At 60.5% G+C, this 14730-nt stretch carries 15 protein-coding genes and 1 tRNA gene; 2 read left to right on the top strand and 14 right to left on the bottom strand.

All coding sequences use genetic code 11. From position 1 onward, the window contains the following. Window positions 1–10: 10 nt before the first annotated feature. The 6 genes from rplA to QEZ52_RS20405 form a co-directional block, all read right to left on the bottom strand. Entirely contained in the window at window positions 11–709 is a 699-nt protein-coding gene (gene rplA, locus QEZ52_RS20380) for a 50S ribosomal protein L1 (RefSeq protein WP_406646667.1), read from the bottom strand. A 1-nt stretch (window position 710) separates the two neighbouring features. After that, window positions 711–1136, bottom strand: a complete 426-nt coding sequence (gene rplK / locus QEZ52_RS20385) for a 50S ribosomal protein L11 (protein WP_406646669.1) — start codon at window positions 1134–1136, stop codon at window positions 711–713. 144 nt (window positions 1137–1280) lie between these two features. Next, window positions 1281–1814 carry a transcription termination/antitermination protein NusG gene (nusG, locus tag QEZ52_RS20390; RefSeq protein WP_406646672.1) on the bottom strand — a complete coding sequence of 178 codons (534 nt, stop codon included), beginning with the start codon at window positions 1812–1814 and terminating at the stop codon, window positions 1281–1283. Between the two features lie 219 nt (window positions 1815–2033). Further along, entirely contained in the window at window positions 2034–2231 is a 198-nt protein-coding gene (secE, locus tag QEZ52_RS20395) for a preprotein translocase subunit SecE (RefSeq protein ID WP_406646673.1), read from the bottom strand. Window positions 2232–2292: 61 nt separating this feature from the next. Beyond that, complete coding sequence (locus tag QEZ52_RS20400; RefSeq protein ID WP_406646676.1) at window positions 2293–3513, bottom strand: multidrug effflux MFS transporter; 1221 nt, start codon at window positions 3511–3513, stop codon at window positions 2293–2295. Window positions 3514–3755: 242 nt separating this feature from the next. Beyond that, entirely contained in the window at window positions 3756–4472 is a 717-nt protein-coding gene (locus QEZ52_RS20405; protein WP_406646678.1) for a lysophospholipid acyltransferase family protein, read from the bottom strand. Between the two features lie 147 nt (window positions 4473–4619). Here QEZ52_RS20405 and QEZ52_RS20410 point away from each other — a divergent pair. Continuing rightward, window positions 4620–4695: transfer RNA gene (locus tag QEZ52_RS20410), tRNA-Trp, on the top strand. A 218-nt stretch (window positions 4696–4913) separates the two neighbouring features. Here the strand turns inward: QEZ52_RS20410 and QEZ52_RS20415 are convergent. The 7 genes from QEZ52_RS20415 to QEZ52_RS20445 all read right to left on the bottom strand — a co-directional run bounded on the left by QEZ52_RS20415 (window position 4914) and on the right by QEZ52_RS20445 (window position 13481). Then, window positions 4914–6236 carry a pitrilysin family protein gene (locus QEZ52_RS20415; protein ID WP_406646680.1) on the bottom strand — a complete coding sequence of 441 codons (1323 nt, stop codon included), beginning with the start codon at window positions 6234–6236 and terminating at the stop codon, window positions 4914–4916. After that, window positions 6233–7576, bottom strand: a complete 1344-nt coding sequence (locus QEZ52_RS20420) for a M16 family metallopeptidase (protein ID WP_406646682.1) — start codon at window positions 7574–7576, stop codon at window positions 6233–6235. The genes QEZ52_RS20415 and QEZ52_RS20420 overlap by 4 nt, the downstream gene beginning before the upstream one ends. Before the next feature lie 92 nt (window positions 7577–7668). After that, on the bottom strand, window positions 7669–8187 hold the full coding sequence (locus QEZ52_RS20425) for a DUF3035 domain-containing protein (RefSeq protein WP_406646684.1): 519 nt from the start codon (window positions 8185–8187) through the stop codon (window positions 7669–7671). A gap of 53 nt (window positions 8188–8240) precedes the next feature. Continuing rightward, a complete protein-coding gene (lspA, locus tag QEZ52_RS20430; protein WP_406646686.1) occupies window positions 8241–8720 on the bottom strand; it encodes a signal peptidase II in 480 nt (159 codons plus the stop codon). 12 nt (window positions 8721–8732) lie between these two features. Next, window positions 8733–10322 carry a bifunctional phosphoribosylaminoimidazolecarboxamide formyltransferase/IMP cyclohydrolase gene (purH, locus tag QEZ52_RS20435; protein ID WP_406646688.1) on the bottom strand — a complete coding sequence of 530 codons (1590 nt, stop codon included), beginning with the start codon at window positions 10320–10322 and terminating at the stop codon, window positions 8733–8735. Between the two features lie 24 nt (window positions 10323–10346). Continuing rightward, complete coding sequence (locus tag QEZ52_RS20440) at window positions 10347–12089, bottom strand: heparinase II/III family protein (RefSeq protein ID WP_406646691.1); 1743 nt, start codon at window positions 12087–12089, stop codon at window positions 10347–10349. A gap of 90 nt (window positions 12090–12179) precedes the next feature. Then, a complete protein-coding gene (locus QEZ52_RS20445; RefSeq protein WP_406646693.1) occupies window positions 12180–13481 on the bottom strand; it encodes an RsmB/NOP family class I SAM-dependent RNA methyltransferase in 1302 nt (433 codons plus the stop codon). Between the two features lie 74 nt (window positions 13482–13555). Here QEZ52_RS20445 and QEZ52_RS20450 point away from each other — a divergent pair, with 74 nt between their 5' ends. Then, window positions 13556–13747, top strand: a complete 192-nt coding sequence (locus QEZ52_RS20450; protein WP_406646695.1) for a DUF1674 domain-containing protein — start codon at window positions 13556–13558, stop codon at window positions 13745–13747. Between the two features lie 165 nt (window positions 13748–13912). Here the strand turns inward: QEZ52_RS20450 and dapB are convergent, their stop codons facing one another. After that, window positions 13913–14722, bottom strand: a complete 810-nt coding sequence (gene dapB, locus QEZ52_RS20455; protein ID WP_406646697.1) for a 4-hydroxy-tetrahydrodipicolinate reductase — start codon at window positions 14720–14722, stop codon at window positions 13913–13915. Window positions 14723–14730: the final 8 nt, after the last annotated feature.

The raw sequence follows: 14730 nt of genomic DNA on the forward strand, positions 1-14730 counted from the left end.
GCGCTCCGGCTTATTCGCCGGTTGCGTTTGCAACATCAACGGTGATGCCCGGACCCATGGTCGAGCTCAGCGCGATTTTCTTCATGTAGGTGCCTTTGGCGCCCGACGGCTTGGCACGGGCCACAGCCGAAATGAATGCGCGGATGTTCTCGATCAGCTTGGCTTCGTCGAACGACGCTTTGCCAACACCGGCGTGAACAACACCACCTTTTTCGGCCTTGAACTGGACTTCGCCGCCTTTGGCCGCTTCCACAGCTGCTTTGACGTCCATGGTCACGGTGCCAACCTTGGGGTTCGGCATCAGGTTGCGCGGGCCCAGGATTTTGCCCAGACGACCAACGATGGGCATCATGTCCGGGGTTGCAATGCAACGATCGAAATCGATGTTGCCGCCCTGGATGGCTTCCATCAGGTCTTCTGCGCCGATGACATCTGCGCCGGCTTCCTTGGCTTCGTCTGCCTTGGGGCCACGTGCAAACACAGCAACGCGCATGGATTTGCCTGTGCCGTTGGGCAGGCCAACAACACCGCGGACCATCTGGTCTGCGTGACGGGTGTCAACGCCCAGGTTCAGAGCCACTTCGACGGTTTCGTCGAATTTGGCAACTGCGCTGGCTTTGATCAGCGCGACGGCTTCTTCAACAGTCACGTTCTCTTTGCCTGCAAAGGCTTCGCGTGCTGCGCGGGTACGTTTTCCGAGCTTTGCCATCTTACTTCACCTCGATGCCCATGGAGCGGGCCGAACCCAGAATGATCTGCATCGCCGCTTCAACGTCATTGGCGTTCAGGTCGGTCATTTTCGCTTCTGCGATTTCCTTGACCTGAGCAACGGTCACGGTGCCGGCGGTCTCACGACCAGGGTTGTTGGCACCCGACTTCAGCTTGGCAGCCTTCTTCAGGTAATAAGACGCAGGCGGCGTCTTGATTTCCATGGTGAAGGATTTGTCCTGGTAATAGGAAATCACGGTCGGGCAAGGTGCGCCAACTTCCATGTCTGCGGTCTTGGCGTTGAACGCCTTGCAGAATTCCATGATGTTGATGCCGCGCTGACCCAGCGCAGGACCCACTGGCGGGGACGGGTTTGCCTTACCGGCAGGAACCTGAAGCTTCAGGCTCCCTACGAGCTTCTTGGCCATTGGCCTTCTCCTTTGCAACACCCCTGGGACGCGTCCCTCGGGGTTCATGTTGTGTGGTCTGGGTCACGTATCGCGATACGCTTGCCTCCCACAATGAAACGACGTCTTCACGCCGTAGGGTGCGTGCTGGCACGCACCGTTCGCTCAGATCTGTTTGTTGACCTGAGTGAAATCCAGTTCGACCGGGGTTTCCCGGCCAAAGATCGACACCGTCACCTTGAGCTTCTGGTTGTCGTCGTCGACCTCTTCGACCATGCCGTCGAAATCTTCGAACGGACCGTCATTGACCTTGACGCGTTCACCAATCTCAAAGCTGATGAGCGTCCGCGGTGCGTCTTCACCTTCCTGAACACGGTTCAGGATCTGGTTCACCTCGGCATCACGCATCGGCATCGGGCGGCCCTGGGGACCCAGAAACCCGGTGACGCGGTTGATCGAGTTGATCAGGTGATAGCCCTGGTCGGACATTTCCATGTGCACCAAAACATACCCCGGCATGAACCGGCGCTCGGTGGTGACCTTCTTGCCGCGGCGCACTTCGATCACTTCTTCGGTCGGCACCAGAACTTCGTCGATCTCATCCTCGAGACCCTGTTCGGCAACCGAGGTGCGGATCTGCTCTGCGATCTTCTTCTCGAAATTCGAGAGAACGCTGACCGAATACCATCGTTTCGCCATGAACCTGCCGTCCTTGTATTGCCCGACGCGCATCAATCTCGGCGTCATTTGCGTAAGTCATTTCGTTGCGGTGTTCCGCTGCGACCCGGAACAAAAAGCGGCGCGCAACACGAATCGCCGCACGCCCATCCAGAGTCAGCCAGTCACCTAACCGGCATTGCCGACCAAATCAAGGGGGGCATAGGATCAACCGTCCGTCGCAAACGCACGATCCCGGAATTAGCCGAAATAGCTCAGAACACCCGTCAGGCCAGCTTTGATCAGCACATCGACCAAGGCAAAGAAAATCGCCGTCAACGCCGCCATCAGGAACACCATGACCGTGGTCAATAGCACCTCACGACGAGTCGGCCAAACGACCTTGGAGACCTCGGCGCGGACTTGCTGAACAAACTGAACTGGATTGGTGGTGGCCATGTGGCTCTCGTTTCTTTGGGTATGTCGACAACAGGGCACATAACCGGGCCGACCGGCATTTTCAAGACCGCTTTGGCGCACAGTCGATCATATCGCCGACACCGGGGCGCAAACGCATCACCGCACATGCGGCCAGCAACCCGCCCAGTGACACCAACAGCATCAGAACAAACAACACCAAAACCGACCCACCCGGAGGCAAGAGGGCGGCCGCCATCCCGGCAAAGGCCGCTCCGCCTGCCACCATCAGCGCTCCGCTCAATCCCGACGCGCTCCCGGCCAGCCGCGGATTCACCGACATGACCCCGGCCGTCGCCGCGGGCAGCGTCAAACCGTTGCCGATCCCGACCCCGACAACCGGCACAAAGAATCCCAACGCAGACGGCCCCACCAACAGATACCAAAACAGACCCGCCGCCATCGCGCTACAGGCAACGACCCGCCCTGCAATCATCAATCCCGTCGGGCCCCAGCGACGGTTCAACCGACCCGACAGGAAACTGCCGAACATGAAACCACCCGAGATCGACCCCATGCCGACGCCCACAGCCACCGGGGACAACCCAAAAATCTCTGCGGCCACCAACGGTCCGCCTCCCAGGAATGCATAAAACGCCCCAACCGAGAACGTCAGACACAGCGCATAGGACCAGAAAACAGGGGACGCGATCAGCGTCGGATACGCCGAAAACTGTGCGGCAAAGGTGCCAATCGGTTTGGAATTCGTTTCACCCAGATCAACCCAGCACAGACAGAACATGGCCGCTCCCGCACCTGCCAGCACAACAAATCCCGACCGCCAACCGAACGCCACGTCCAGCGCGCCGCCCAACGCAGGCCCCAGCATCGGGGCCACCGCCATGACCATCGCCACCAGACCGATCAGACGCACCGCTTCCTGTTCAGGGGCCATGTCCCGGATCACCGCGCGGGACAGAACTGCCCCGGAAATAATCCCGCCCTGCAACAGCCGAAAGGCCAGAAACACCCGAATATCCTCGGCCCACACACATCCCAGCGAGGCCAGCGTGAAAACGGCCAGCGCCCCCAACAGAATCGGCCTGCGCCCATATCGGTCCGACAACGGTCCCAGAACCAGTTGCAAGACGGCAGACACCAACATGAACCCGGACACCGCCAGATTCATCACCGAATACTCCACGCCAAATTCCAATGCCATCTCTGGCAAGGACGGGAGGAACAGGTTGAGCGACAATACGGCCAGCGCTGTCATCAGAATAAGTGTTGCCAGATGCGGTGGCGACCGAAAGGCAGAAGTCATACAGGTGCTTTCTGTGCATGTCCCTTAAATCGCTAACAGGTTCACCGCGCGGGGCTAAGATAGCGCAGGCAGTCGCTGACGTATTTCACGGAAGTTTATTGTAACACAGCTCTTGCCTTTTGAACCGGACCCGGCTGCCCCGCCCAGCGCACCATCATACAGAGGTTCCAAGGCTCAAGCCTGCGACACACATGCAGGATCAGTCAACGCACGTTTGACAGCCAGGGACAGGCGCACCGTATTTACTGCTTTCTGGGGGCCTTTTCGATCGCGTCCACGGGAAATCCCGCCGCGATGTCCGCCTTGTCCGTGATCTCATCCAGCGACGCCTCCAGGCTGAGCCGCAGCTGTTCCATCTGGTCTTCGCTGGGTTTGCGCGGCACCGGATCCGTCCATTCCTGACATATCAGCACGCCACGCGACCAGGGTTTGGGCAACATCTGCCTGTCCCAGGTCGGCAGACGGAACACCCGATGTTCGGCAAAGGCCACCGTGAACACCCGGCACCCGGTCATGCGCGCCCAGACCAGCGGTACGGTTGACGACACCCGCGCCGGACCTCGCGGCCCATCCGCCGCAATCCCGATCGAGCTCCCCTCCTTGACCAGCCGCAACACCTCACGCGACAGGGCGACGTGTCGTTTGTGGCTGGACATCGGTATCGTTTCAAACCCCAACCGCACCAGGATCTGCCCCGCCAGACGCCCGGCCCGCGCAGCAGAGGTCAAGGCGCAGATTCGGCCCAGGGATGTATCAAACAGAAAGGGGGCCATGATCAGCCGCTGATGCCACAGCACAAAGATCACCGGCTCGCCATTTCGCACACAATCATCCATCGCGTCGAAGCCGCTGCGCTCCCATGTCGAGGTGCGGTAAGCGAATCGCACATAGGACGTGATCAACGCCTGAATGCTGTTGTTGAACCACGCGCTATCCGCGATCCTTTTCCTCAAACTCACCAGCCTGTTCCTCTGATTGACGGCCTCTGTCATATCGCAAAGGCAAAGCTGCACAAGCCCCGAGCACAGAGTGTGCATTCTTGCCCCCCGAATATGCAATTCCCTCTTGTTTCTGCCTGCGCGCTGTCTTAGGAGAGGGCCCACTGCAGGGGTATAGCTCAGTTGGTAGAGCGACGGTCTCCAAAACCGTAGGTCTCGGGTTCGAACCCTGATGCCCCTGCCAGTACCTCAAAATCAGACCAGCCCCCCAAACAGATCACATAACCTTTTGTCAGCCGACTCTCACCGTTTGTCAGCCGACTCTGGTGCAGCTGGGGTGCAGCTGACTCAGGCTTACCTGATTTGGGGCCCGCCTGATCTGGGGCCTATGTGATCTGAACCCCACCAACCGGCGTATCTGTCATTCGAAAAAGACCGCCCAAAAGGGCGGTCTTTTCTGTTTTAATTGGTGGTGGTCTCCAACCCGTCGGGTCTTCCCACCACGACAAAATGCAAACCGTCGGGTTTCAACCATTCGCGCGCAACCCGTTTGATATCCTCCAACGAGACGGCATTGATCCGGTCATTGCGAGTCGCGATGTAGTCGATCGGCAATCCCTGTATCTGCATCCCGACCATGATCCCTGCAATCTGGCCATTGCCATCGAATCGCAACGGATAGGCACCGGTCAGATAGGTCTTGGCGTCCTCCAGCTCCTTGGGTGTCACCCCTTCGGTCGCCATATGTGTCCATTCATCATGGATCACCTTGATCGCCTCGGCGACCTTGTCATTCGAAGACGCCACGCTGCCCATGTACAAGGATGCCAGATCCTTGGGCACCAGATAGGAATAGACCCCATAGGTCAGCCCGCGTTTTTCACGGACTTCGGTCATCAGACGGGATTCAAACGACCCGCCTCCCAAAATCTGGTTCATCACGTAAACGGCAAAGAAATCATCGTCATCGCGGTCAATACCCTGATGGCCAAACATCACCGTGGATTGCGGGGTATCATAGTCGACCACTGTCACACCGCCAGGAATTGCAACCTCGGCTTTGACCGGGAACGCGACCCCGGTGTCCGGCAGATCGCCCAACAGGCGGTCCAACAGCTCTCCCAACTCTTCTGGCGTAATGTCACCGACGGCCGACACATACAGCCGGTCCCGGGCAAACACGGCCCGGTGCGCGGCGAACATGTCGTCACGGGTCAACGCGGACACGCTCTCGGTCGTGCCCTTGCCATCGGTTTCATAGGGATGATCCTCATAGGCGGCCTCGGCAAAGGTGCGCCCGGCGATGGCTCCGGGGTCTTTGGCGTCCGACTTCAGGCCGGACAGCACCTGCGCGCGCACCCGTTCCAACGCGTCTGGATCAAACCGGGGCTTCATCAGGGTATCGCGCAACAGGTCAACGGCCTGATCGCGGTTTTCGGTCAGGAACCGGGAAGACAGCGACATCGAATCGCTGCGGGCATCATGGGCGAACGACGCCGCAAGAGATTCCACCGCACGGGCATACTCCTGGGCGTTCAGGTCCCCCGACCCTTCCTCGAGCAGCCCGGACATCAGATAGATCGCCCCGCGTTTGCCCGGCGCATCCAGCGACGTCCCGCCGCGGAACCGCAATTCCAGCGCGGTAAAGGGAATTGAATGCTCTTCGACCAGCCAGGCCGTGATCCCGCCAGGCGACACGACTTCCTGGATCTTGATTTCGGCCTGCACTGGCAAGGCCAGGACAACAGCAACCGCGGTCGCCCAGATCAGACGCAGATGTTTCATTGGGTCTTCTCCTCATCCCGCATCAACCATCCGGTGACGGACCGCTCCGGTTGGAACAGATCACGGGCTGCTGCGATAATTTCCTCGCCCGTAACGGCCTGCACGATATCCGGCCACTGCTGAACATCCTCGATCGTAAGTCCACTGGTCAGCGCCCGCCCATAGCGGTTGCCGATCCCGTCCACATTGTCCCGGGCATAGATTTCCGAAGCCCGCAATTGCAATTTGATCCGCTCCAGCTTCTCCTGATCCACGCCCTCCGCAATAAACCCGGCAACGGCCTGGTCCAGCGCGTCTTCGGCCTGCTGCAGACTCACCCCTTCGGCAGGAACAACAATCAAACCAAAACTGGTTTCGTCCAGGGCAACGCCATTGTAAAAGGCCCCGCTGTAGACGGCGGTCTGGGTTTCGAACTGCAATTTGTTGGTCAGATAAGACGTGGTCCCACCGCCCAAAAGTTTGGCCAGCAGAAACAGGGCGGCGGCCTCTTCCTGGTCACCGGCGTCGCGTTCAGGGGCCAGATAGGACCGATGCACATAGGGCTGCGCCACACGGGCATCGCGAAAGATCAAACGGCGTTCGGCCGTCTGGGGCGGTTCCTGCGCCCGGTACCGCTCGGGCAGCTCCGGATTGGCAGGGATCACGCCATAATACTGTTCGGCCAAGGCCCGCACCTGATCAGGATAGACATCTCCGGTCACCACCAGAATTGCATTGTTGGGCGCGTAATAGGTTGAATAGAACGACAGCGCGTCGTCCATATCCAGCTCTTCCATCTCGTGACGCCACCCGATGATCGGCACCCCATAGCGGTGGTTCAGATATTGCGCGGCATTCAATTGTTCGCCAAACAACGCACGGGGATTGTTGTCGGTTCGCTGGTTGCGCTCTTCGAGAATAACATCACGTTCGGTGACGATATCGGTTTCCGTCAGACGGATGTTGCGCATCCGGTCCGCTTCCATTCGCATCATCAATTCCAGACGATCCGCGGCAATGCGTTGATAATAAGCGGTGTAATCATAGCTGGTAAACGCATTGTCCCGCCCGCCATTGGCGGCCACGGTTGCCGACAATTCTCCGGCTTCCAATGTGTCCGTGGCCTTGAACAGCAGATGTTCCAGAAAATGAGCCACTCCGGATTGTCCCTTGGGTTCATCCGACGATCCGGCGCGATACCAGACCATGTGCTGCACGACCGGCGCGCGGTGATCTTCGACCACCACGACATCCATTCCGTTTTGCAACGTAAATGTTGTCACCGCTTCATCCGGGGCGGCTGATGACCCGGTGCCGATCCACCCGAACAGGGCGGCGGCGCATACGATCCTGCGGATCATGCATAGTCCTCCAATTGCGACATGCCTGTAACCTACGTCAGCCGTGGCCACAGACAAGAAGTCATATCGCAATTGTGAGGATATTGGCGGATTTACAGGTCGCTTGGCGGAGCGGACGGTGTCCCAAACCCGGAGCGACGGAATTTCTCGGTCTCATTGAACGGATTCAGCGACTCTTTGCGATAGGCCTGTGCATATCGGTCGACCGGGAACAGCTTGATCCGCCCCGTACGTCTGGCCCGTTTGCGATAGGCCGCATCTTCGGTCGCCAGCGAACTGCGCACACCCGGTTCAACGCCATACCGGCTCGCAGCCGTGACCAACGCCCCATCAGACCCCGGAATTGCCGCATTCGGGTCAAGCGCGCTGGAGCGTCCACCCAAGGCCGCAACCAGATCTGCCTTTGGCGTCGGATCGACCAGATTTCCGCCACCCGGCGTCGGCGCTGGCAAGGCACTGTAATTGGTTGGCGGCGTCAGGGGTTTGTTGGGCAGCACCATGAATTCATCCGGCCCCGGCCCATTCGGGCGCAGGTCACGCAATCCTTTTTGCGCACAGCCCGACACGGCAATGGCACCGACCAGTACAACGATAAATGGCGAGATCCGCATGGGCCCCAACTCCTGCCTATTTGCGAGGCTTTTAACCCATTTGAAACCAGAGGTCACGCGGGCTTTTTGCTGCGCCCCTCGAACAGGACCAAACCCGCCGCTCCGGCAAAGACAAAAATGTCGGCCACATTGAAAACAAACGGGTTTTCGATGCCACAACACGACATGTTCAAAAAGTCGAGAACATAGCCATACAGCAGCCGGTCCACCACGTTGCCCAGCGCGCCGCCGATCAAAAGACCAGCGCTGAGCTGCATCAGGCGCCGGGGGTGTGATCGCTGAACCCAGACGGCCACCGCCAGACACACGACCAGCGAAAACCCGATCAACAGCCAGCGGGCGGTATCGGACCCTCCGTCAAAGAGCCCGAAATTGATGCCGGTGTTTTCGCCATAGCGAAAATTCAGCAACGGCGGCAGCACGTCGATGCTGCGAATGCGGGACAGCTCCATCCAGTGAACCACCAGATATTTGCTGGCCTGATCCGCCAAAAAGACCCAAAACCCGGCCCAGAACATCAAACGTGCACCCATCGCAATCATCCTTTAGTGACGGAAGTGACGCATACCGGTGAACACCATGGCCAGACCTGCGTCATTGGCCGCCTTGATCACCTCGTCGTCACGCATCGACCCACCCGGTTGGATCACACAGGTCGCACCTGCGGCGGCGGCTTCCAGCAGTCCGTCCGCAAATGGGAAAAACGCATCCGACGCCACGGCAGATCCTTTGGCGAGACTGTCGGGCAGACCCAATTCATTGGCCATGCGCTGCGCCTTGGAGGCGGCGACATTGGCGCTGTCCAGGCGGCTCATCTGGCCAGCCCCCACACCGACGGTTGCATTGTCACGGACATAAACGATGGCATTGGATTTGACATGTTTGGCAACTTTCCAGGCAAACAGCAGATCCTGCATTTGCTCTTCGGTCGGGGCCTTTTCGGTCACCACCTTCAGATCATCCATACCGATGTATCCGACATCCTTGTCCTGAACCAGCATACCACCGGCAACCTGCTTGTAGGCCACGATGGGCTTGCGCGGGTCGGGCAGACCATCGGTCAACAGCAGACGCAGGTTCTTCTTGGCGGCAAAGATGGCCTTGGCCTCGTCCGACGCTCCCGGAGCGATCACCACTTCGGTAAAGATCTCGACGATCTTGGCGGCGGTGTCTGCATCCAGCGGCTGGTTCAGCGCCACAATCCCGCCAAAGGCCGAGGTGCGGTCACAATCAAACGCTTTCTGGTAGGCGTCGACCAATGTCGCACCGCGGGCCACCCCACAGGGGTTGGCGTGTTTGATGATCGCCACCGCCGCAGTGTCTGCCGGATCGAATTCCGCGACCAGCTCATAGGCGGCGTCGGTGTCGTTGATGTTGTTATAGGACAGTTCCTTGCCCTGCAGCTGCACCGCAGTGGCCACACCGGGGCGGTTCGTCCCATCGGTATAGAACACAGCTTTTTGGTGGCTGTTCTCGCCATACCGCAGAGTCTGTTTCACTTCACCTGCAACGGCCCGACGACGCGGGGCCTCCAGCGCCAGCGCACCAGCCATCCAGGTCGATACTGCTGCATCATAGGCCGCTGTGCGGGCATAGGCGGTCTGGGCCAGCTTCTGGCGGAACCCGTATGAAGTCTGACCGTCGTTGGCGTCCAGTTCCGCCAACAGCGCGTCATAATCCTGCACATCCACCACCACGTTCACAAACAGATGGTTTTTCGATGCCGCGCGAATCATCGCCGGGCCGCCAATGTCGATGTTTTCGATGCAGGTGTCATAATCGGCACCCTTGGCGACGGTTTCTTCGAACGGATACAGGTTCACCACCAACAGGTCGATGGCACCGATCCCATGGTCGGTCATCGCCTGAACATGGCTGTCCTTGTCGCGCAGCGCCAACAGACCCCCATGCACCATCGGGTGCAGGGTCTTGACCCGGCCGTCCATCATTTCTGGGAACCCGGTGATTTCGGCCACATCCTTGACCATCAACCCGGCATCGCGCAGCGCCTTGGCAGATCCGCCAGTCGACAACAGCTCGACCCCACGGTCGGCCAATGCCTTTCCCAGCTCGATCAGGCCGGTTTTGTCGGAAACGGAAAGAAGCGCGCGGCGCACGGGATGCAGGTCGGTCATATCTTGGCAGTCCTTCGTGAAGGCTTATTCGGTAAAATCGGGTTCGTCCCGGTTCAGGTCACGCACCGCAATTGCAGTCTCCTGCGCTTTGCTTAACGTCCACCGGATGCGGGTCGCATACTCCATTGCGCGCCCGGATAGAACGATCTGTTTTGTCGCGCGCGGCTTTAAACGGCCTTTTTCCAGATAAACAGAGGGTTCCAGCCCCAATTCTGCAATCCCATCGTGGCGAAAGACCCAGATTTCCCCACTTTTGAGCGCCATCGACACCGCAGCACCGCCCAGATCCAGCGCCGCATCCACGTCCGGATGCAAATGCAGACGGATATCAAACCCGATTCCCTGCAACTTCATCGCGTCCATTGTCTGGTCGAATTGACGTTTGGACGCATCATCCATCGCCAGCAACATGTCTTCGCCTGCCACCCCCCGCCCATCAAAAGACAACTCCAGCGTGCGCGCGTGGGTCAGCCCGAATTGGCGGGCATAGCCATCGTGCCCGCCCTGGAACCGGAACCCGTCGCTGATCTCGTTCAACTCGAACGGAACATCCTTGGGCCCTTCGATCAGGGCTTCGTACCCGGTGCCTTTTTGCGGCGCGGCCAGACGGGCGCTGGAATGACCGTCCAGACACAATGTCGAATGCGACGGGGTTGCCCGCCCGGCACGGCGCCATTCCACGCCAAAGGTTTCACCCGAACCGCAATTGACAATCAACGGCCTGCGTCCCGACGTCAGTTCAAACGCCAATGTCGATGCATGGGCATTGTGCGAGGCTGCGGATTTCGGAGGGCGCGACGCATCCACGATGACCGACGTCCGCCTGGCCGAGATCCGCGCATATCCCATCGCCAAACCGTTGGCATGGCGCTCCACCACATGGCTGGCTGCCAGCGCATGATCCAACCGCCCTTCCAGCCCGCGACCACCACCGTGGAACCGCGCCAACCCACCATCTGCATGGCGCAGGGTCCGCAGGGTCGGCGCAATCCGCTCAATCGCCGCCGTATGTGCAGGGGGCACACCGCGCCCGGCCTCGTGCAGCGCTGCCGCCGCCCAGGTGAGCAGGGTGAACACTTCCAGCAATTCTTCGGGGTTGCGCGTCGGGAGACCACCCTGGCCATCAATCTGGACCTCGCATTCATGCGCCAGCGCCCGCACTGCCGGGTCGGCCAGATCCTCGCGTCCTTCCAATGCCAATCCCGCATAGATCAACCCGGTCAGCGCCTCGAACCGGGGCAATCCCGGCGATGCGCCCTTCCAGCGTTTGGACAGAAACCAGGTCTGCTGGGACAAGGACCGGAACAACGCGTTGCTTTGATCCCCCTGCGCGCCGCGCAACAGAAACACGGCGTGGTTGATCCAACGGATCACGCGGCGTCCGGTCAAATCCGGGGTCCACCCCGGCCCCTGCCCGTCGCCATGCGCCTCGATCCAGCCCCAGACCCATTTCTGGGCCTTTTCGCGCGCCGAAAAATCTCCGACCGCAGCCAGATCATCCAGCCAGGCAAACCCATGGCGTTCTGCGTCAAAATCAAAATTCGGGGCCTGAACATCCCACAACCCGGTGTCTTTGGATTCGACCAGAAAACCCGCGAACAGCAAATTGCCCGCCACCATCTGACGGCCCCGGGCGAAACTGCCCACGGTGCGCGGTTCAGGTTGTGACACGAATCCCTTTGCTGCGCGCTGACGCCGGGCCAATCGCGCAAAGAGACTGTTCAGCAGCCGGGTACGTCGGCTGGCCATCTTTCCAGGGTAGGACATGCTCTGTTGCCTCATACGCTCTTTGGCGTTTGCGGCCAGCATAGCGGGTGCCGGATCACGTGTCACCGACTTATCCACCTTGCAGAAGGCTCAGGCGGCTTTCTGCAGGCAGGCGATGTAAAACCCGTCCATTCCGCCCAAATCAGCCCAGAAATCAGGGCGCAAGCGCAATCCGCCTTCTTCGGTTACCCAGGCCGGATCCACCCCGGGCAGGAGCAACGCCTCGCGGTTCACCGACATGTCCTCGAACATATCCAACGCCTCTTCGACCTGGCATTCGCCTTCGTCGGGCAGCAGCGAACAGGTGCAATAGACCAAACGCCCGCCGGGTTTCACCAGCCCCCAGGCATGGGCCAGCATCTGCGCCTGCAATTCAATCAACGCGCCAAATTCCGATCCGTCCTTGGCATGGGGCAGATCCGGATGGCGGCGCATGGTCCCGGTTGCAGAACAGGGCGCGTCCAGCAATACGGCGTCATACTGACCCGCCTGTTCCAGCGCATCCCCGACAACCAGCGTTGCGCTCAACCCGGTCCGCTCCAGATTCTCCCGCACCCGCGCCATGCGGCCTTCGGACAAATCACACGCCGTGACATCCGCCCCCGCGGCGGCCACCTGCAACGTCTTGCCCCCCGGTGCGGCACACAGATCAATCACCGCCTCACCGGGCTGCGCGTTCAAAACCCGCGCAGGGATCGCAGCGGCAGCATCCTGAACCCACCAATCACCGGCATCATATCCCGGCAGCCCTGATACCTGGCCGGCATTGTCCAATCGAACAGACCCGGTGGCCAGCACCTGGCCACCCAATGCCGTCAGATCCAAGCCAGGTTTGCCCGAAATGTCCAATGGCGCGCCGGTGAATTGGGCCAATTCCATCCCCGCCACCGCGGGCGCACCCCAGGCCTGGACCAAAGGCGCGCGCAGCCATTTCGGCAGGCGCGGCACCCGCAACCGGTTCCACTCGACCGGGACCTCCTCGGCCATCTTGCGCAAAACCGCATTGACCAACCCTTTGAGCTGGCCGTGACGCCGGTGTTTGCCGATGATCTCGACCATCGCATTCACCACCCCATGGCTGGCCGCTCCATGGGCCAGCTCCACGGTGCCCAACCGCAAGGCATTGCGCACCATCAACGGTGGATTCTTGCGCAGGTGCTTGTCCAACAACCGATCCGCCCGCTCCATCCCGCGGAGGGTTTCCAAAGCCAACCGTTGCGCGCGCGCCCGATCTTCGGGTGGCAGCTTGTCCAGCATGCCGGCGCTCAGACATTCCGACAGCAACCGCCCCTCACCCAGAATCTGATCAAGCAACTGGATCGCGCTGCGCCGCGCCTGAGTGGCAGCCTGTGCGGCGGCCCGTGTGGCGGCCTGTGGGACAGATTGGGACATTTTGGCTCCTTGGCGCTGGGTTGTGCCGGTACGACGGGGGCGTATATCATGACATCAGGATAAAGGAACCCGCGATGAGCGATCAGCCCACACCAGATACCACAGACCTGCCCCCCGCCGCCCAGCGCGCCCTGGCCGAAGCCGACGCCCGTCGCAAGGCGGCCGCAAAACAGGACGCCCTTCCAAAGGAGCTGGGTGGACGCGACGGCCCGGACCCGGCCCGGTATGGCGATTGGGAAAAAAAGGGCATTGCCATAGATTTTTAAGACACCCCGCAAGCGACGGGATCAGGGGGCTCTGCCCCCTCGGCCTTTGGCCTCACCCCCGGAGTTTTTCCGCGAGATGAAGCCGCAGAGCCAGCGCTCCCTTTCATCTTGCCTGAAAAACTCCCGCCGGAGGCAGCGGCCACTGGCCGCTTTCGGTCTCGAGTATCAGAGCCCCAGCACATCCACCATGTCATAGGCACCCGGTGTTTTGTCCTGCCCCCACAGCGCCGCCTTGAGCGCCCCGCGGGCAAAGATCGCACGGTCCGTTGCCATGTGGCGCAAGATGATGCGCTCTCCGGCAGCTGCGAACAGAACGTCGTGTTCGCCAACAATATCGCCACCGCGAATCGCGGTGAACCCGATGTCGCCGCGGTTGCGGGCCCCTGTGATGCCGTCACGGCCCCGATCCGACACATCGTTCAGGGCCACGCCGCGCCCTTCGGCAGCGGCCTCGCCCAGCATCAGCGCCGTCCCGGATGGCGCGTCCACCTTGTGGTGGTGGTGGGCTTCGATCACCTCGATGTCGAAATCTTCGTCCAGCGCGGCGGCGACCTTTTTGGTCAGCTGCACCAACAGGTTCACACCCAGGCTCATGTTGCCCGCCCGCACGATCACCGCGTGGCGCGATGCCGGTTCCAACGCGGCGATTTCCGCGTCACTCATGCCGGTGGTGCCAATCACATGCACACAGCGCGCCTGAGCCGCCAGCGCCGCAAATTCCAGCGTTGCCTGGGGGGCCGTGAAATCAATCACCGCCTGCGCCTGCGAAAACGCCTCGAGCGCATCATCGGTCGCAATCACGCCAATGGCCGCGCCACCCATGGCCTCGCCCACGTCGCGGCCGACCCAATCGTGCCCGGGCCGTTCGACAGCCCCGACCAGGGTTGCCTTGTCGCTCTCCATCACCGTTTTGATCAGCATCTGTCCCATGCGGCCCGATGCTCCGGTAATCACGATCCCTGGCTTGTGCGTCATCTTGCGGC

Origin of the sequence: Aliisedimentitalea scapharcae, from assembly GCF_045277565.1 — a bacterium.
Classification (GTDB): Bacteria; Pseudomonadota; Alphaproteobacteria; order Rhodobacterales; family Rhodobacteraceae; genus Aliisedimentitalea; species Aliisedimentitalea scapharcae.

Excerpts from the sequence above, each read along its gene's own strand:
- QEZ52_RS20440 (WP_406646691.1), bottom strand. The coding sequence starts at position 12,089 with ATGTCCTACCCTGGAAAGATGGCCAGCCGACGTACCCGGCTGCTGAAC.
- nusG (WP_406646672.1), bottom strand. The coding sequence starts at position 1,814 with ATGGCGAAACGATGGTATTCGGTCAGCGTTCTCTCGAATTTCGAGAAG.
- lspA (WP_406646686.1), bottom strand. The coding sequence starts at position 8,720 with ATGGGTGCACGTTTGATGTTCTGGGCCGGGTTTTGGGTCTTTTTGGCG.
- QEZ52_RS20420 (WP_406646682.1), bottom strand. The coding sequence starts at position 7,576 with ATGATCCGCAGGATCGTATGCGCCGCCGCCCTGTTCGGGTGGATCGGC.
- dapB (WP_406646697.1), bottom strand. The coding sequence starts at position 14,722 with ATGACGCACAAGCCAGGGATCGTGATTACCGGAGCATCGGGCCGCATG.
- QEZ52_RS20425 (WP_406646684.1), bottom strand. The coding sequence starts at position 8,187 with ATGCGGATCTCGCCATTTATCGTTGTACTGGTCGGTGCCATTGCCGTG.
- QEZ52_RS20450 (WP_406646695.1), top strand. The coding sequence starts at position 13,556 with ATGAGCGATCAGCCCACACCAGATACCACAGACCTGCCCCCCGCCGCC.
- QEZ52_RS20415 (WP_406646680.1), bottom strand. The coding sequence starts at position 6,236 with ATGAAACATCTGCGTCTGATCTGGGCGACCGCGGTTGCTGTTGTCCTG.
- rplK (WP_406646669.1), bottom strand. The coding sequence starts at position 1,136 with ATGGCCAAGAAGCTCGTAGGGAGCCTGAAGCTTCAGGTTCCTGCCGGT.
- secE (WP_406646673.1), bottom strand. The coding sequence starts at position 2,231 with ATGGCCACCACCAATCCAGTTCAGTTTGTTCAGCAAGTCCGCGCCGAG.
- purH (WP_406646688.1), bottom strand. The coding sequence starts at position 10,322 with ATGACCGACCTGCATCCCGTGCGCCGCGCGCTTCTTTCCGTTTCCGAC.
- QEZ52_RS20445 (WP_406646693.1), bottom strand. The coding sequence starts at position 13,481 with ATGTCCCAATCTGTCCCACAGGCCGCCACACGGGCCGCCGCACAGGCT.
- QEZ52_RS20400 (WP_406646676.1), bottom strand. The coding sequence starts at position 3,513 with ATGACTTCTGCCTTTCGGTCGCCACCGCATCTGGCAACACTTATTCTG.
- rplA (WP_406646667.1), bottom strand. The coding sequence starts at position 709 with ATGGCAAAGCTCGGAAAACGTACCCGCGCAGCACGCGAAGCCTTTGCA.